Raw genomic sequence first — 16,596 nt, forward strand, 5'->3', positions numbered from 1 at the left:
CGGCGGATCAAAGCCGGCCGCCCCTGGCGACGTAGCCGAACTATCCATCGCAAACAGCCGACTTTTGCAACAAAATCTGCCAAGAGCCGACCTTCGGCATCCGTTGGAGCGTTAGCGGCTGAATGAGTCATCTCGATCGACAAAGATGCCATATCGAGGAGTAAAGCTCATGACACAAGTTCTTTCCCATAACCTGAAATCTGCTGCGACTTGGGGTTCCGGCGGCGCGTCCTACGACATCGTGAGCCAAAGCATAGCTGACGCCATCGATCATGTCGTGAATCGAGTCTGGCCTCAGTCGGCGGAAACAATTCTGGATGTTGCGACGGGCACGGGCTGGACTGCGCGTCGGTTGTCAAGTTGGGGCGCAAAGGTAACTGGCGTCGATATTGGTGAAGGCGTAATCGGAGCGGCAAAGCGGATGGCTCCAGAGATCGACTTCAAGGTCGGTGACGCCGAAGCGCTGGAGTTTCCGGATCAGAGTTTTGACTGCGTTACGTCGACGTTCGGTGTCATGTTCGTCTCGCGTCCCGAGGCCGCGGCTGCCGAATTGGCTCGCATTACCCGCAAGGATGGGCGGCTCGGACTGGTCACTTGGCTGCCCGGCAGCGCGGTTGAAGAAATATTCTAGACCATGCGGCCATACATGCCACCACCGCCGGACAATCCTTCTCCTTCGCCATTCGCGTGGGGCCGGGAAGACCGCGTTCGGGAGTTGCTAGGTGATGAATTCGATTTGGCCTTTGAACGTGGTACCACGAGAAGCCAGCTGATCGCGCTGCGACCGAACAAGATTTCGGCGGACACGCCCGCCTCCGAAATGTGGCCGGGCGATCGGGATTGAAAATGTGCAATCTCTATTCGATCACGACCAATCAAGCTGCAATCGCTGCCCTTTTCCGAATGGTCAACCGCTACGTCGGCAACCTGCCGCCTATGCCAGGGGTATTTCCGGATTATCCAGCGCCCGTTGTGCGCAACGCCGGCGCCGAGCGCGAGCTCACCATGATGCGCTGGGGGATGCCGCCGCCGCCGCGCACCGGCGGTCCGCCAGTTACCAACATCCGCAACACGTCATCGCCGCACTGGCGAGGTTGGCTAAAGACGGAAAACCGCTGTTTGGTCCCCTTCAATAGCTTCGCCGAATACGCGCCAGAGCCCAATCCCGAGACGAAGAAAAAGGACGTGGTTTGGTTCGCCTTGCACGACGACCGACCGCTGAACGCTTTCGCCGGCATCTGGACCGAGTTCAAGGGCGACCGAGGCACGAAATCGAAACCGATCCCGGGCCCTCATTTAGTCTATGGCTTCCTGACGACGGCGCCGAACGCCATCGTCGAGCCGATCCATCCAAAGGCTATGCCGGTCATCCTGACGACCGACGAAGAGCGAGATGTCTGGATGCGCGCACCTTGGAATGAAGCCAAGACGCTACAGCGGCCGCTACCGAACGAAGCGCTGATGATCGTCGCCCGCGGTGTCGAAAAGGAGGATCGCGCGGCGGCATAATCGAATGATCACTTTTGTCCTTAGACGGACTGAGCGCCTGGTTGCTTTGCAGACTAAGACGACCAACCGTGGTGGAGGCAATGATGACGGGAAAACTCTCGCCCGAAGGGCAAGTCACCGCTGCGTACGGAGCCGCAATGGTCGCGGCATTCCAAGTGCTTATCAACTGCCTTGAAGAGAACGATGTGCTTCTGCCAGGGCAGTTTCCCGACGCGCTTACCGTTTACATGGAAATGGTGAAAAGTAAAAAGGGCCACCTAAGTGACATGACCCTTGCAGTGCTCCACGACATTCGGACGGCTACAGAGGATTAGTGGCTCAGGCAACATAAAGCTGCCAAGTGCGGTGCAAAATGAAAAGGCCGCCTGCGGCCAGCGAACGAATTAGAACGGTCGTATGCCCGTTTAGTGGAACATCGTTCACGGGTGCCTGCGAGCTTCGATCCGGTCGGCGAGATGCATCACGCCAATCATTGCGGCAAGAGTCAGTAAGCCTAAGAGTGTCGCAATGACCGCGAGCATGTTTTTACCGTGGCGGTTGTAGACCGTGGGAAGAAAGCCACTCTTGCATATGGGAAACGATTTCCGCCTGTCGTGCCCTGCGCAGAAGCTTATCGCGCTGAGCCCCGGGTGGGGTGCTGTGAGCTTCCTTGAGAAGTTGCTCGGCTCGCTCCTTGGCGCGCTCATCAAGTGAGATTGTTTGTGGTCCGAAACGGCGACGCTGCTCCAATTCCTGATGGAACAATAATGCAGAGACGGCACCCGGGTTCTGTTCACTTGTGCACTTAGCGCGCAACGGCCCCGCAAAATGAGGTACTCCAAACTAGTTCGGAGCGACGAACCGGCTTGCGTTAATGTGGCTGACCGTTGGCCGCCTTTTCCCGCGTTGCCGACGGTTGGAATGGGCGGCCCCAACTTAGCCCGCCAGCCCCCGAAGTTGGGGCCGCTTCTCTCGGCTCGCGAAAGGAAAAGGCCGCCAACTGAGGCGGCCTACTTCTAATTCGGTTGACCGCACTTAAGCGCGGCCTTGTCCGCCGTAAATTCGGCAATCAATTCCTTGGCCCGATCGATAAATCTTTGTTCCGTGACCCTTTCCTGTATCCGGCGGTACCGCTCAATCGTCTTGTCGATCTCTTTGCATTTGTCACACATATCTCACCGCGTGGTTGGGCGGGAGCATTTGAACTCTCTGTCACCGATGACGCCGATAAAAGAAGCGGTGATACAGGCCCAACACTTCCAAATGTGAGCTGTTCCCCAAATGTGAGCAATATTGCTCACTCCAAATCAGGCCACTTACGATTTCAAATCCCCGCTGAGCCAAAAAACGGCCCCAGCACTGGGGAGAGCTGAGGCCGCCATTACAACGGATGCCATTGAGCAATATCACCCGCTCCAATGAATCCGCCCCGGAACATTCGTTCCAAATTAGGCCTGTTTTGATATGCGAATAGCCTAATCCCGAAAGAAAGAAACGGCCCCAGCGCACTGGAGGTGCGCTGGGGCCGCCAACCCAATTAGAGGGTTTTCTCCCGGTAGAGGCTTTAGGGGGCATGAAACCGGGAGCGCTGAAATCGACTCTTGGGGAGTTGCTAAGTTCCAAAAAAACGGCCCCAGCGCTTAGGGGGACGCGCGCTGAGGCCGGAAGGTGGCTATGTCCGTATGTCCTCCAGACGAAGCCTCAACGCCCGGTCATTGCCACTCGTTCCCGGAATCTCTCTTAGGCGATGACGACGAAGAGCCGCCAACTGAGGCGGCCCTTACTTCTTTTCGTCTTTGGCGATTAGCGACAGCTGCTCAAGTTGGTGAGCTAGTGCTATCCAACTACGCGAGATGCTCAAAAGCACGGTGGATCGGCGGGCCGAAATCCGCTGATCACTTCCCAGGGTTTTGTATTCGGCCGCGTATGCTTTGCATTGTTCGATCGTTGGCATTGAGCAGATGCTCTCCAATAGAGGCGGGAGCATCAAACACTCTCAGTCACCGGTAACTGCCAAGGCCGGAGCGGTGATGCCTGATCCTGCCCAAGCGCTCCCCGAGTGTCGGTCCAGAAGTAGACATACCGGCTAAGCCGTTGATCTAAAAAAGGCCACTGCCGCCTTTCTCTGTTCCTGGGCTACCCCCTTCGAGGGATGAACAGAGATTGGCAAGATCGAACAAGGTTTGTCGCGGCCAAATTAGGACACCTCACAATTCAGCTTAGGACCCTGAGGGTTAAATACGCACAGTACCGGCAGGGCGAAGGGAACATATAGTGATCCGGGACCGGTCCATGAACAAACGGCGTGAATGCTCTCATTGCTGCCGGAACGAATTTCTGAGTGTCCGCTTTATTTTCTGGTCCTGTGCGTGGAGTTGCTTGATGCGTAAGTCGAATTGGACGCCATCCATCGTACCCAACGGCAACGATCAGACGGTCTATTTGGTAGCCGATGATTTTGGCAAGAACGGCAGCGCTTGGCGCGAAACCGATTGCGAGACCGCCGACCTCGAGACGGTGATCGAAGACCTCCTCACGGGTCAGTACAGTAACCTCATCCGGGTTGTCGCGTTCAACACCGCCGAACGATGGCCGGAAGACGTCTCCGAAGACGTCGCGCACGAGCTCCGCCGTCGTGGCGATCTGCAAATGCGCGACATCCCCTTTGGCCTGCACGATTTCACTGACCGCTACGAGGGGCGCTACCGCGACGTACAGCTGCCGCTGCCGATGCGTTTGGCTTGATACGAAGTATGGAGGCTTGATGTTAACCGACCGGCAAATCGCGGTTCTGCGCGATATCGGGCCAGCTTCGTCATTTAATCAGGCGAAGAAAGCAGAGGTCATGAACCTACTGGCACGCGGATATATCGAAAGAGATGGGGATCTCTTCAAGCTCACAGCAATGGGTTTGAAGGAGCTGCTCGATCGGCGGCGGGATTGAAATGGCCCCGCGCAAAAAACCGACTGCGATCGGCGTCAAGGCGCCCATCCCTGGATTTATTGAGCCTGCGCTGTCGACCTCGATCGACAAAGTGCCCGCGGGCGAACGCTGGATCCACGAGATCAAATTCGATGGTTACCGGGTCCAGGTGCACCTCGCCAACGAAGCGATCAAGGTATTCACTCGCCGCGGGCACGATTGGACCAAACGGTTTAAGAAAATCGCCGACGACGCTTGGCACATCAGCGCGGGTTCAGCGATCATCGATGGCGACGTCGTGGTACCGGCTGCCGACGGGACCACCGATTTTTCCGTCCTGCAAAACGAACTAAAGGGGAAGTCGACCAAAATAGTAATGGTTGCTTTTGACCTCCTCTATCTCAACGGCTTTGATCTGCGGAAGTTGCCCCTCATTGAGCGTAAGGCACACCTAAGGAAACTGATCGCAAACAGCGCGATCCAGCTTTCCGACAGCTTGGAGACCGAAGGCGTAGATGTCTTGAAACATGCCTGCTCGATCGGCCTCGAAGGCATCGTATCGAAAGTGCGAGATAGCAGGTACAATTCCGGCCGAGGCAACGACTGGATAAAGAAGCATGCTCGCAGCGAGAAACGCTGACGATCGCCGGCTTCGCGCTCGATGGCATGAACTGGGATGGCATTTATCTCGGACGCCACAAAGGCGCCGACTTAGTGTATGCCGGCAAGGTCGATCACGGTTTCGATAAGGCTCCGGCGGCCCGCTTGCGCGAAATGCTCACGCCACTGATCCGCAAAACCCAGCCCTATGCTAAGCGGATCGCGCACAAGGGCATCTGGGTTGAACCTCAGCTGATGGCTGAAATCGAATACCGAGCAAAATCGGCCGAGGGCAAGGTGCGGCATCCGTTCTTTAAAGGGCTCAGGGAGGACGTATGAAACCGCGCGATGTCGCCACCCGATCGCGAGAGCTGCAGGACCTCCGCCGTCTGGATCCCGACGGCTTCTTCCGCAAAACCTTTACCCTCCCCGTCGAAGATGCGCGCGCTCAGGCGCGCGATTTTCTCCGGGAGTATCCTACTGGCGGCTACATGACGATTGTAGAGCACTGGCGTCAACTTCCGGACGGCCAAATTCAATTCACGATGCGGAGGCTGCCGTGTGCCGATTGAGGAGCCGCGCGAAAGATGAGGGATTGGATGACGAGCAGTCGTGCCCAGAACGTGACGGCCGGGGCTAGACAGAGCCTCCGCCAAAGCTGGGCGAGCGTGAAGCGCTGGCCGAGCTGGAGCGTGCGCGAAAGATGCTGGTTTGTTTTCGATGCGTGCCTAGGAACCTCGCCCGGGCTAGGTTATTGGCTTACTTTATCACAGCCCGGTTCGCGGCTCTTACCTGTGATGAGAACGCCGCTGCGCTCCCGCCTAACTCAAGAGGCGGTTTTTGAAGGTGCGCATTAAATTACGTCAGAGATCACCATTTCCTAAATCCTGGAAGTGGGAAATGTATGTTGGAAGCGGCTGGTGACGGCGTCTTACGCCTCTCAGGCCCACGGAGCCGCGAGGGACGTGCTCGACCGCATAGTTTTGGAATGGACGAAAAGCAGGAAAGTCCGGGATAGCAAGGCCGCCTCAGTTGGCGGCCTCTTTCGCTAACCGACCCTCAGATTCTCCGCCGACATTTTTCCCCGGTTTTCCTTCACTTCATAACTTACCTTGGTGCCTTCGTTGAGATTGCTGAGGCCGGCCCTCTCCACGGCCGAGATGTGGACGAATACATCATTGCCCCCGCCGTCCGGCTGAATAAAACCAAAACCCTTAGTCGAGTTGAACCACTTCACCGTACCTGTCGCCACGTCCGTTCTCCCATCGCAAAACAATGCTAGCACCCTAGTTCGGACGCCCAGTACCGCACAAGAGCAACGGCCCCAGTGCGGGCTAGCGCTGGGGCCGTACGTATATGCGCGGCCGGAGGTGGCAGCAGGAGCCAGCGCAGAGTCGCAGGCTAATGTTCGGTTGCTGAGAAGACAAACCTATTCGATTCCGCAACGCAAACGGCCCCGGCGCGGAGAACGCCACGCTTGCACCAAAGGCCGCCAACCCCATGGGGGTTTTCTCCCGGTTGGAGGCTGAGGAGTCACCGGGAGCGCGGAATCGATTCCTGCGGCGCCTGATCGTTCCTAACGCAGCGAAAAAACCCTGCCGTTAGGGAGGGCTAGCGTTGATCGTCTCGGTGACTTTGCTTTTTGTAATGGACTGGCCGGACCGTTTGGAACGGTCGCGGCGGTCGTGAATTAGCGAAGCGTCGTGCCTACCCCCCGTGCACGATAAACCACTTCCCAGACGGCCCTGGATTTCGTGCTCCAGGGTCGTCGCTTTTTGAGTACGGTCTGAATTAAGCGGTGTTAGGGTGTGTTCATGGCTAGCTGGAGTGCCTGCCGTGAAAGACTATCGAAAACAATTAGAAAGCTCAGGACCGACGCGGCCGAATGCAGACTGATTAGCGATCTCGCCACGGACCCCGCAAAACGAGACCTGTTTGACCGACTGGCCCTGCATCTCACAACCCTTGCCGACCAGGTTGAGCTTGCGATGATCGATGCGGCAAAGTCCGCGAGGGGCTAGCCCGCATGATCTATCATCAGGCGCAGACAGAGGCGGTCCTTCGGGGAACAAATGATGCGGCATCCGCATTTTCCTTCCATGCCGCACTATCATTTTGAATTAGCAAATGGACATCGGATTCCAGACCCGCGTGGCCTCGATTGTAAAGATAACGAGGATGCAATCGCCAAAGCGCACCAAATTGCGAATGCGATGGCTGTTGAAGTCGGCGAAACGCCTCGTTGCCTTGTCGTAGTGGACGATGAAGGAAACGATCTCTGTAAGGTGCCAATAGCTCTATCACCGTGACGCCGCGAAACTTGCGATGGTTGGAAGTAGGAACAGGCCTTGGACAGAGCAAGACGATCGCCGGCTGCTTGAATTACGAAACAGCGGGAGATCGTATCTGTCGATAGCGGTGGCCATGAGACGCTCAGCCTCTGCGATTAGAGGTCGTCTGTGGATTGTACGGGCCAGGGCGAGATCCAGCCAAGACTCACTGAAGGCCGATGCGTAGCGCCACGTTCGAACCCTGCATCCCGCCCCGCGCCACCAAGGTCCCGACCTCCATAAGCTGGATCCATGAGGTCAAGCAACTACCCGCTGATCGTTCCTCGCGAGGGCAAGCGCGTACGTCTGTTCACACGGAACGGATTCGACTGGAGCGACCGTTACCCGCTGATTACAGAGGCTGCGCTCCGGATCCGGAACACCTCATTCGTGATCGACGGCGAAGCGGTCCTGCTTGGCGTGGATGGCATCTCCGACTTTGACGGGCTGCACAGTCGCAATCACAATGACGAGGTGCAGTTCTACGCCTTCGACATGCTGGTGACGGACGGTGACGATATCCGGAAACTACCGCTCACCATGAGGAAGGCTAACCTTGCAAGGCTGCTGGCGCGGCGGGATCACGCCGCCGGAGTTCATTTGTGATTTCCGCTGTCGGCTAACGAAGCTGAATTACGATCAGCTCGCTGGCCTCTAATGCGATAGACTGAGCCGTTCAGGCTGATACAATTCCGGATGGCCCTATCCCCGGGCCACACGCAAGGATGACCCTTTGACTTAGCCCCGCCCTCACCAGGCGGGGCTTTTTCTGGAGCTAGGAACAATCAGGCGCCGGAGGAATCGATTCTGTGCTCCCGGTATGCCCCTCAGCCTCCAACCGGGAGAAAACCCCACTGGGTTGGCGGCCCCGCGTTGGCGTGCACCTTCCGCGGCTAAGAGTCCGGCTTGTGCAAGTGCGTCCTTCAACGACTGATCGACCGGTCCCATTTTTTTGGCGTCGCCAAAGGCTAACCTGCCAAGGTCCTCGGGCTCACGGTACCGCCTTCGATCGACCGGTTGGAGAACCGATGGGCAAGCCGGCTGCAGCAGGACGCAAGAGCCTGGAGCAGCGACAAGGCTAGGCCCTTTCAGTCCCGCCACGTGCGGACCCATGACGCCCGGGTCATTCCGGTTACCGTCAAGCGCGCTCGACGTGCTGCGGATGCCACTCGGTTCGCATAGAGCCGAAAGTGCGAAGCGAGGGAAGGGTCGACAGGACGTCGGTTTCGGAACTCCGCAAACGATTGACGCCCTTGATCCGAAAAACCCAACCGTATGCGAGACGGATAGCGCACCGGGGGATTTGGGTAGAACCGGAACTGCTCGCCGAGATCGAGTATCGGGCGAAGTCCGCGGAGGGTAAGGTAAGGCACCCCTTCTTTAAGGGCCTAAGGGAAGATCTATGAACCCGTGCGGTAATAACGGCGGTGGGTAGACTGGATCAAGATGAAGAACCCAGAACACCCGGCGATGGCGCGGGCTAAGGATGCCATCGGCTTTTCCAACAGGAAGACGTGGCGACAGTGAGCGGACCTAACCGCTTAGATTTTAGATTGTCGCCCGCGCCGTTAAAGTTCCGACCGGGCTCGGCACTGATTCAATCAGTATGGCGCGATGTGTGTCATCCGCGCTACAGCAAGTTTTGTGCATTGCGCGCTAGCTGCAGAGACAGAGTATGAAAACCCGAAAGAACAAAAATGAAAAAGTTCCTCTTTGCTACTGTTGCCTTTGCCGCCTTGGCAGGTACAGCATCGGCAGCTGACATGGCCGCCCGTCCCTACACTAAAGCCCCAATGATGGCCTCCCCGATTTACAACTGGACTGGCTTTTACATCGGTGGTCACGTCGGCGGCGCATTCGGTGGCGACAACAACATTCTTGCCCCCGGCTTCACCGGCACCAACGGCAACGACGGTGTGTTCATGGGCGGCGTGCAGGCTGGTTACGACCACCAGTTCTCACCGAACTGGGTACTCGGCCTTGAAGCGAACTACAGCTTCCTCGACACGAACAACAATCCCTTCGTCAACCGCGGACTAGGTTCGGTCACCGGCCGCCTTGGCTACACGTGGGGTCCGGCGCTGGTGTACGTCAAGGGCGGTTATGCCTGGGCTGACTCCCGCCTCACCAACGGTTTTGGCGGCGGCACCTTTTCAAACGGCGGCGGCGGTCGCGACGGCTACACCGTCGGCGGCGGTCTCGAATACCTGTTCACTCAGAATTGGTCGGGCAAGATCGAATACCAGTACTACGATTTCGGTACCCGGAACGCCCTCTTTACCAGCGCTGCTGGCGTTGTCACCGCTGTCGGATTTCGCAACGACGAGCATACGATCAAGGCCGGCCTGAACTACCGGTTCGGTTGGGGCAACGCGGCGGCTTCTCGTTACTGACGATTTTTGAGATGCAGATTAAGAGGGGCAGCCGTCAGGCTGGCCCTTTTTTTATCCAACGCTGACGTGCGCTCGCGAAACATTCGCATCGTCCCGGCTCATTCGACCGAAACCCGCGCAAGGCTACCCATGCCGATCGCGTTCGCCCTGCCCGCTGAGGTCGATGCACTGGCTTGCATGTGCACCTCTGAAACCGCATCTTGTCGAATGCCGAAAGCCTAGCACTTGCGGCCGTGCGGAGAGGGAGAAAGTCCAAACAATAGGTCTCCGACGCTCCGACCCAATGTCCGCTTTGGGTCATTCGCGTCGGTTTGGCCAGACCACGGCGACTTCCGGTTTATCCCGGTGAACGGACATTCTCAGGATAGGCAGGCATGTCTCAAAGGTGCCAAGAGGCGACATTGAGTTGGCGTCCCCGGCGGCAACTCAATCGGGCGTAGCTGAAGCTACGTAAGTGGCTGCGCGGAACCCGCAACTCATCGAATGCGAACTCCGTCACCAGATGAGCCCGATGCCCCATCGACTCGATCGCGCGCTCGAACACGATTCCACGTTCCGGCCGCTCGACCGCGATCACCGAAATGTCGTTGCCGGGAGATCCGGAAGAACCCGTCCGGCAAACCACGCAGAGCAGATCGGCGCCCTTGCGGTCCCATCCGGTCGCCGACGACCACCACCTGTTTCCGTCAGAGTATCGAATACCGACGGCGCTCAGAGCCGTGATCGGAGGCGCCGCTGGAGAAATCTATTGTGGAACCGGCCGGTAGATCCACTCGCGCCAAACGGTCAGCAACGCCGCCATGATCACAGGCCCCAGAAACAACCCGAACAACCCGAAGGCAGCGAGGCCTCCGAAGATTCCGACAAAGGCGAGAAGGAACGGGAGACGCGCCGAGCCGCCGACCAGGGTTGGCCAGACGAAGTGATCGCCGGCAAGCATGACGACCGCGCCCCAGCAAAATACGGCTGCGGCCGCGAACCCACTGCCGCCGCCGGAGACCAGGACCAACGCCGCCGTGGTGAAGGCGAGCCATGCACCAAACGGCAGCATTGCGAAAGCCGTCGTCAGAATCGTAAACATCACCGGATTCGGTACACCTGCGACGAAGAAGCCAACGCCGATCAGCAATCCCTCGCCCACGGCGACGAGGACCGTGCCGTTCACCGTGCCGCGCGTGGCTTCGACCATCTTCTCGACCAACCCCTCCCCGGCATCGCCGATGAGACGATCACACGTCTCGAGGAAACGGCTCGCGACGGCGCGACCGTTACGGAGCAGAAAGAACAAGGTCAGGAGCGAGAATAACAACAGAAACAGCCGATGAAGCAGCTGCCCGCCGAACGTTTTGAAAAACTCCGACGCATTATCCGCATTGACGGTTTGAAGCCAGGCGGTGGCAGCTTTCGGGTCCGAGAGGTTGGCGCGCCACCATGATTGCATACTTTCCGCAGCAATCGGCAGACGAGTGACCCAATCCGGTACTTCAACCCCGCTCTCCTTGGCCTGCTTGAGCCAACTCACGAGCACGTCGCCTTGCTGCGCGATCTGGTAGACAGCAAGCGACATCGGGGTGAACAGGACAAGCGCAACGATCGCGGTGAAGATGAATGCGGCCAGGCTGGAGGGACCTGAGGAAAAGCGCGCCGCAAATTTGAGATACAGCGGCCACAGGGCAACCGCGAGAATCGTGGCCCAGATCAGCGCCGGCAGAAAGCCCGCAGCGGTCCATAGCGCGAGGCCAAACAGGACTAGGGCAAGCACGACCCGCGCGTTCATGCGCGCGCCCGCGCCCAACGGAAGGGGCTTTCTCTCCGTCCTGGCAGGCGCTTCCTCGATCTGCTCGGACGGCCGCTTTTTGGACGCGGCTAAACTCACTTTTCCTGCCATCAACTGTCGCGCCCCTATTATTGTCATGAAAGAACTGCAGGACGGTCGTTCGGTTCCCGCTGGGAAACAGTGGCAATCCGACGAAAGACGGGCGCTCGCGACGGGAAACCAATCTAATTAGTTCAGTCGCGGGACAGTCATTCCCTTCGGGTCGCTCGTGAGCTCAATCGGCGCGGACGGCCCGCTGCCATTCCGCTTTGGGTTGCAGGCGACCTCGGCCCGTCAGCCCAGTTATCCGGTCTAACCCCGTCAGCGACCAAACGACGGACATCCAAGCGAAAGCCGTCTAGTTTGCCGTGTCGCTAACGTCAACGGCGTCTGCCTCGACTACCGAAACCATGAAGGCAATCCGTGCGGCTGCTTTCCCGTTCACTCCTCGGGCAGCATACTACACACTGAATGCTGCCCGTTCGGTCAGCGTTATGCGGCCTGATGCCCTCACCCGCTTCCCTCGCTTCACCTAACCGGCTGACCCAGGTCGGGAACAAGTGGCAATATGGCGCGTTTGAACCTCGTAGGCATAACGAGGAGAAGTAACATGCCAGTACTTATCTTTGGGCCGTTCCTGCTGTCGTCGTTTTAGGTGGCGCGAGCTTCCTGCTTCGAGCCGTTCTCTAGCACCTTGTTTTTAACAACGCTTAGACACCACTGGAGGAAACCATGAAGAAGCTTCTGCTTTCGACCGCTGTCGTCGCCTTTACCGTCACTTCGGCGTTCGCGCAGACCACCGAATTCTACGTCGTGAGGGACACCACGACCAAGAAGTGCACCATTGTCGACAAGAAGCCGACCACGACCACCACGACGATTGTCGATAACGGCACGTTCAAGACCCGGACCGAAGCCGAGACTGGCATGAAGTCCATCAAGGTTTGCTCCGAGAACTGATTGTAAGAACGCAGACCCTCGACGGGCCACCAAGTTTCCCCGCTTGCCGTCTGTCGACTTCTCTGCGCAGCCCTGCCGAGCACCCCACTCGGCAGGGTTTTTCTCTGGCTCAAGCAAAATTCAGCGGAACACCGCGCCCCCTATCCTAGTTGTGGTTATAAATTTTACAAAGAGGCGGATCAATGAAACTTAACCTGCCAGCTATCGCACTACTGCTTCTCCTGGCAACAGGTGCTCGCGCAGAGGAAGCGACGGCGTCGAGCGACAAAGCGAACACCCCGACGGAGGACTGCTCGAAGCAAGTGTGGCCGAATTTCACTCCGTCATGTCTCCGCAATGCCGGACAGCACGCAACGAACGTTCGCCTGGTTTCTACGGAGCGCCGCTAACGTTCGGGAACAACCGGCAATCGATCTTGTTGGCTCCCCACAACGCAACATTGGAGAATGACGTTATGAAGAAAGTAGTACTGGGAAGCCTGCTGATTGCCCTCGTGAGTTCAACCGGAGCGTTTGCACAAAGCGGTGCCGCGACTGGTGCTGCAACCGGCGCCATTGGCGGAGCGGTCGTCGGAGGCCCTGCAGGAGCGGCGGTTGGTGCTACCGTTGGTGCAGTCGCCGGCGGCATTGCTGACGACTCACGCCCGCGTTTTCGCACCTACGTGTCGGGCCAGAGGCATCCCTCGTACCGGTATGAGCGAGAGCTTCGTGTCGGCGCGGATTTGCCCTCGAGTGGCGTAACCTATTACGAAGTGCCCCGGGAATACGGCGTCACCAAGTATCGCTACACCGTGGTCAATGATCGCACGGTCCTGGTCGATCCTGGTACCCATCGCATCATCGAAGTCATCGATTGATAAATGCGGCCCGCTTCGGCGGGCCGTACTTTCTTCGACCCTCTGAGTTCGGCTGCAAGGACATCCTCACCGCCCAGAGGGAGGCGCATCCCTCGCGTCCTCGATGTGAGCAGATAGAGTACCGGCCATATCAAGGCGGTCCGCTGGTTTGCATCCGCTCTGGGTCAAGAGCTGCCTCGACAGCCCCGCAACGCCACTTCCGCTTTGCTTCGACGAACGGACATTTACCGACCGGCGCCGCTGGTCCGTTTCGTGCCCGAAACGGAAGTCACGCGTTACTCAATAACATCGTCAGTGCAAGCAGCAAGATCGACGTTGCATGCCGTTCGGTTGCTCGGATGATGCCAACACCCATCGGTATTAAGCAAGGACAGGAAGGCCCTCTTCGTCTCCTCGCCAGACCGCGCATCCGCACGCGATCATGCGTACTCATGACTTCGTTTCTGATGGATTTCTCGCGCTAATCGTAACCGCCCTTGTGATGTTGTGCTCAGGTTGGCTCGCTCTCGCGTTCCGGCAGGCGGGCAATCGCGCGCGCGAGGAAAACTAGCTTCCTATACGGCCCCGACTGAATGTCGCTGCCGTGCTTGTTAAAAAACGGCCCCAGCGCGGGGAAGCAACTGGAGCCGTGAAGACTTAACGCGTCAACATGTTGACCTCAAATCACAGAAACGTCTGTACACTTGTGAACGCAGGAACCGAGTTGCGCGAAATGGATTGGCGCTCCCAAATTTGGTCGATCGACCATTGGAGGGAAAAGCAGGACGACGAACCCCGCCCGGAAGCCATCCGTAGGCTTGTGGAGTTGGGGCTGAAGGTGAATTGCAAATGAAAACCGACAGCGCAACGAGGGCACATGATTTCTACTTTTGATCGGGATTTTGATTATCGTGGTCGTCGGCGCGATCTGCTTTTGGGCGATTAAAAAGTTCGCGCCCGACGCCTGGCGAATCTACTCAAGTTGCTCGTTGTACTCGTCGCCGCGATTATGCGATTATGGTGCTGACTTATTAGCCAGTGCAATCGAAAGCAAAGCTTTACGGGTCTTTTGTTCCAGCACATCAACGCTGAAATACTGTACGGCTTGCTCACCAAATCGCCTTGCTGAAACTTAGCATCCGCGTTTCGATCGATGCGCGGGTCCTTGGCGCGACACCTAGAAACTCCGAGCTTTAGCCTCGTGCCATCTTTCCTGCATAACCCCCGCCGTCTTCCCAGACCGGCGGGGGTTCCGCTTCTGCAAGTTCTTTGTTTCCACCGTTGGCAAGCCTGATGCGGCATTGTCATGTCGCGTCCTTGGGAGGCGCCAATTGACGGCGCAACCCGCTAGCAAAGCCGCCCGTCGATGTAGCCTCCCTCCGTCTGGACGGTGCGACGGTGATATTAGGTAAATCCGACGCTGCTGAGACCCATGTCTGTCTCTATTTCTAACTCGACATCACGGAGCCAAGCGACCAGGGTTTCCGGCGCAAGTCTTGTCGTTGAACGACTTCCCGTTCTGATATTGAGGATACCATGAAGCTCTCAATCGAGGCCGAACTTGTCTACAATTTCGCCGCCGATACGCAGGTCATCGCGAATCTGGAAGCCTCGCGAACAACCGACCAAATCATTCTATCGGAATCGCTGGACATCCAGCCGCCGGCCAGGTTTCTTTCCGATACCACTTCCCATGGAGAACGAAGCATTCGGGCATCCCTTTCCGGCGACGTAACCATCCGATACGTGGCCTTGGTCGAAAACAATCTCCGACGGTTGCTTCCTCAATCCGGTTTACAACACGTGTGGTCAGAGCTTCCGAGTGAGGTGCTGCCGTTCCTGTTACCAAGCCGCTTTTGTCCATCCGACAAATTCATGCGATTTGCGCAACGAGAGTTCTCGAGTGCTGGCGACGGCGTTGCTCGGATCATGGCGATCCTAGAATGGATCCATCGCCACGTCGATTCTGTCGCCGGCGCGAGCGATGCCCAGACCACCGCCGAACAGACGTTTGTTGATCGGGCTGGAGTCTGCCGCGAGTTCACTCACCTAGGGATCACATTGACCAGGGCGTTGGGAATTCCCGCCAGAGCCGTCAGCGCCTATGCACTTGAACTGAATCCGCCGGACTTTCACGCCATCTTCGAAGTTTACATCGAGGATAGCTGGTGGCTTATCGATCCCACACGGCTTGCACCGATCGAAGGCATTGTGCGGATAGGAAGCGGCCGTGACGCATCCGACATCGCATTCCTTACCTCCGACAAACAATGTCAGGTAATTCGTCAAACGATTAATATTTCGAGGACGCCGTGAACAGGCTAAGCCCAAGCTCTTTGGTCCGCGCCCGGGTACGGGGTCGTCGCACCAAGGGCGTCAGGGAAATCCGTATTACCGTGCACCCGAAGATCAAATTGCTTCCCGCGCCAAGCGAGCAGCGGCCCAAGCGATCTCCTTCAACCATTTGTTGTCAATGCTGACGCGGGCCAATCCGCTTGGTCCTAATGGCGGCGACCGTGGCGACGGTGATAGCGTGGAGCGGGAGCTAAGGCCATTGATGATCCGAACGTTCCCGACGGGTCTGTAAAGGCACTCGTCGGCTGGAAGAACAGCGGCATGGCTGCCGCAGTGGCGGGGCGTTGACGGCCTCGGCCGGCGACGCCGGTCTCACCCGATCCCATTTGCATGACAGTCGCGGTCACGTTGCGATGGGTACAGCGGCAGCCGAGCGCGTTTGCGGCTGCCGGTGATAGATCAAGAAACGCGCCGGTGAACGGGCCGCGATCGGTCACCGTGACCTGGATCGACCGGCCACCGCTCTGGACCGTCAGTACCGTCCCGAAAGGCAGCGTCCGGTGTGCAGCCGTCATTGCGCCGCAGTTGAATGGCGCTCCAGAAGCCGTGCGACGTCCGCACAGGCGGTCGCTCCCGCCGTAGTAGGTGGCGGCTCCGGAGAGACGATGTGCCTCAGCGACGGAGCAAAGGGAAAGAAGAACGATGCCGGTCGCAACGATTCGTTTCATGCTGGGATCCTCAGGTGTCGTAGCGACCGCGGCGCCATCAGATTCCGCTAGCCCCCAGGCAATGTTGGGATGGTCGAAACGTTCCAAGGACTGACGGGCTGAATCGGCTGCATGCTCGAGCGCGGGAACTTGCGGCAGTAACCGGTACCGGTACCTGATGCGATTCAATCCCGCATCACCGCCCCCGGGGGCTCCCCACCCCCTCCGCTCGAGCGCGCTTGAATCTGA

15 protein-coding genes and 2 pseudogenes are annotated in these 16,596 nt (G+C 58.0%); 14 read left to right on the forward strand and 3 right to left on the reverse strand.

Going from position 1 to position 16,596, the window contains the following annotated elements; all coding sequences use genetic code 11:
• The first annotated feature begins 169 nt into the window (after positions 1-169).
• From JQ575_RS41600 to JQ575_RS41630, 7 genes and pseudogenes are all read left to right on the forward strand, one after another.
• Positions 170-631, forward strand: coding sequence for a class I SAM-dependent methyltransferase (locus tag JQ575_RS41600; RefSeq protein ID WP_212038949.1), 462 nt, complete (start codon positions 170-172; stop codon positions 629-631).
• 215 nt (positions 632-846) lie between these two features.
• On the forward strand, positions 847-1,509 hold the full coding sequence (locus JQ575_RS41605; protein WP_212038950.1) for an SOS response-associated peptidase: 663 nt from the start codon (positions 847-849) through the stop codon (positions 1,507-1,509).
• Between the two features lie 83 nt (positions 1,510-1,592).
• Positions 1,593-1,823 (forward strand): hypothetical protein, encoded by a 231-nt coding sequence (locus JQ575_RS41610; protein ID WP_212038951.1) that lies wholly within the window; start codon positions 1,593-1,595, stop codon positions 1,821-1,823.
• A gap of 1,957 nt (positions 1,824-3,780) precedes the next feature.
• Complete coding sequence (locus JQ575_RS41615; protein WP_249167260.1) at positions 3,781-4,233, forward strand: hypothetical protein; 453 nt, start codon at positions 3,781-3,783, stop codon at positions 4,231-4,233.
• A gap of 19 nt (positions 4,234-4,252) precedes the next feature.
• The gene (locus JQ575_RS41620) at positions 4,253-4,432 is read left to right on the forward strand and encodes a hypothetical protein (RefSeq protein ID WP_212038952.1); all 180 of its coding nucleotides are present in this window, start codon (positions 4,253-4,255) and stop codon (positions 4,430-4,432) included.
• A gap of 1 nt (position 4,433) precedes the next feature.
• Positions 4,434-5,350: pseudogene (ligD, locus tag JQ575_RS41625) on the forward strand (non-homologous end-joining DNA ligase).
• Positions 5,347-5,583 carry a hypothetical protein gene (locus tag JQ575_RS41630; RefSeq protein ID WP_249167261.1) on the forward strand — a complete coding sequence of 79 codons (237 nt, stop codon included), beginning with the start codon at positions 5,347-5,349 and terminating at the stop codon, positions 5,581-5,583. Before ligD ends, JQ575_RS41630 begins: the two are co-directional and overlap by 4 nt.
• A gap of 476 nt (positions 5,584-6,059) precedes the next feature.
• Here JQ575_RS41630 and JQ575_RS41635 read toward each other — a convergent pair whose 3' ends face one another.
• Entirely contained in the window at positions 6,060-6,263 is a 204-nt protein-coding gene (locus tag JQ575_RS41635) for a cold-shock protein (RefSeq protein WP_212038953.1), read from the reverse strand.
• An 820-nt stretch (positions 6,264-7,083) separates the two neighbouring features.
• On the opposite strand from JQ575_RS41635, the gene JQ575_RS41640 reads away from it, so the two are divergent.
• The 4 genes and pseudogenes from JQ575_RS41640 to JQ575_RS41655 all read left to right on the forward strand — a co-directional run bounded on the left by JQ575_RS41640 (position 7,084) and on the right by JQ575_RS41655 (position 9,734).
• Positions 7,084-7,320 (forward strand): DUF6894 family protein, encoded by a 237-nt coding sequence (locus JQ575_RS41640; RefSeq protein ID WP_212038954.1) that lies wholly within the window; start codon positions 7,084-7,086, stop codon positions 7,318-7,320.
• Between the two features lie 273 nt (positions 7,321-7,593).
• Positions 7,594-7,947 (forward strand): hypothetical protein, encoded by a 354-nt coding sequence (locus JQ575_RS41645; protein ID WP_249167263.1) that lies wholly within the window; start codon positions 7,594-7,596, stop codon positions 7,945-7,947.
• Positions 7,948-8,552: 605 nt separating this feature from the next.
• A pseudogene (locus JQ575_RS41650) lies at positions 8,553-8,747 on the forward strand (DNA ligase); the annotation flags it as partial.
• Between the two features lie 291 nt (positions 8,748-9,038).
• Positions 9,039-9,734, forward strand: coding sequence for an outer membrane protein (locus JQ575_RS41655; protein ID WP_212038955.1), 696 nt, complete (start codon positions 9,039-9,041; stop codon positions 9,732-9,734).
• A 745-nt stretch (positions 9,735-10,479) separates the two neighbouring features.
• On the opposite strand, the gene JQ575_RS41660 is transcribed toward JQ575_RS41655, so the two are convergent.
• Positions 10,480-11,649, reverse strand: a complete 1,170-nt coding sequence (locus JQ575_RS41660; RefSeq protein ID WP_312016119.1) for an AI-2E family transporter — start codon at positions 11,647-11,649, stop codon at positions 10,480-10,482.
• A gap of 633 nt (positions 11,650-12,282) precedes the next feature.
• Here JQ575_RS41660 and JQ575_RS41665 point away from each other — a divergent pair.
• The 3 genes from JQ575_RS41665 (at position 12,283) to JQ575_RS41675 (ending at position 15,661) form a co-directional block, all read left to right on the forward strand.
• Complete coding sequence (locus JQ575_RS41665; protein WP_192740464.1) at positions 12,283-12,510, forward strand: hypothetical protein; 228 nt, start codon at positions 12,283-12,285, stop codon at positions 12,508-12,510.
• 454 nt (positions 12,511-12,964) lie between these two features.
• Entirely contained in the window at positions 12,965-13,366 is a 402-nt protein-coding gene (locus JQ575_RS41670) for a DUF1236 domain-containing protein (RefSeq protein WP_212038957.1), read from the forward strand.
• 1,515 nt (positions 13,367-14,881) lie between these two features.
• Positions 14,882-15,661: a transglutaminase family protein gene (locus tag JQ575_RS41675; RefSeq protein WP_212038958.1), complete on the forward strand. Its 780-nt coding sequence runs from the start codon at positions 14,882-14,884 to the stop codon at positions 15,659-15,661.
• 185 nt (positions 15,662-15,846) lie between these two features.
• Here JQ575_RS41675 and JQ575_RS46805 read toward each other — a convergent pair whose 3' ends face one another.
• Positions 15,847-16,368, reverse strand: coding sequence for a septal ring lytic transglycosylase RlpA family protein (locus JQ575_RS46805; RefSeq protein WP_212038959.1), 522 nt, complete (start codon positions 16,366-16,368; stop codon positions 15,847-15,849).
• Between the last annotated feature and the right edge of the window lie 228 nt (positions 16,369-16,596).

Source organism: Bradyrhizobium sp. JYMT SZCCT0428, from assembly GCF_018131075.1.
Taxonomy (GTDB): Bacteria; Pseudomonadota; Alphaproteobacteria; order Rhizobiales; family Xanthobacteraceae; genus Bradyrhizobium.

Coding starts and splice junctions, on each gene's coding strand:
- JQ575_RS41675 (WP_212038958.1), top strand. CDS start 14,882: ATGAAGCTCTCAATCGAGGCCGAACTTGTCTACAATTTCGCCGCCGAT.
- JQ575_RS41655 (WP_212038955.1), top strand. CDS start 9,039: ATGAAAAAGTTCCTCTTTGCTACTGTTGCCTTTGCCGCCTTGGCAGGT.
- JQ575_RS41615 (WP_249167260.1), top strand. CDS start 3,781: ATGAACAAACGGCGTGAATGCTCTCATTGCTGCCGGAACGAATTTCTG.
- JQ575_RS41600 (WP_212038949.1), top strand. CDS start 170: ATGACACAAGTTCTTTCCCATAACCTGAAATCTGCTGCGACTTGGGGT.
- JQ575_RS41610 (WP_212038951.1), top strand. CDS start 1,593: ATGACGGGAAAACTCTCGCCCGAAGGGCAAGTCACCGCTGCGTACGGA.
- JQ575_RS41640 (WP_212038954.1), top strand. CDS start 7,084: ATGATGCGGCATCCGCATTTTCCTTCCATGCCGCACTATCATTTTGAA.
- JQ575_RS41665 (WP_192740464.1), top strand. CDS start 12,283: ATGAAGAAGCTTCTGCTTTCGACCGCTGTCGTCGCCTTTACCGTCACT.
- JQ575_RS41620 (WP_212038952.1), top strand. CDS start 4,253: ATGTTAACCGACCGGCAAATCGCGGTTCTGCGCGATATCGGGCCAGCT.
- JQ575_RS41605 (WP_212038950.1), top strand. CDS start 847: ATGTGCAATCTCTATTCGATCACGACCAATCAAGCTGCAATCGCTGCC.
- JQ575_RS41670 (WP_212038957.1), top strand. CDS start 12,965: ATGAAGAAAGTAGTACTGGGAAGCCTGCTGATTGCCCTCGTGAGTTCA.
- JQ575_RS41645 (WP_249167263.1), top strand. CDS start 7,594: ATGAGGTCAAGCAACTACCCGCTGATCGTTCCTCGCGAGGGCAAGCGC.
- JQ575_RS41660 (WP_312016119.1), bottom strand. CDS start 11,649: ATGACAATAATAGGGGCGCGACAGTTGATGGCAGGAAAAGTGAGTTTA.
- JQ575_RS46805 (WP_212038959.1), bottom strand. CDS start 16,368: ATGAAACGAATCGTTGCGACCGGCATCGTTCTTCTTTCCCTTTGCTCC.
- JQ575_RS41630 (WP_249167261.1), top strand. CDS start 5,347: ATGAAACCGCGCGATGTCGCCACCCGATCGCGAGAGCTGCAGGACCTC.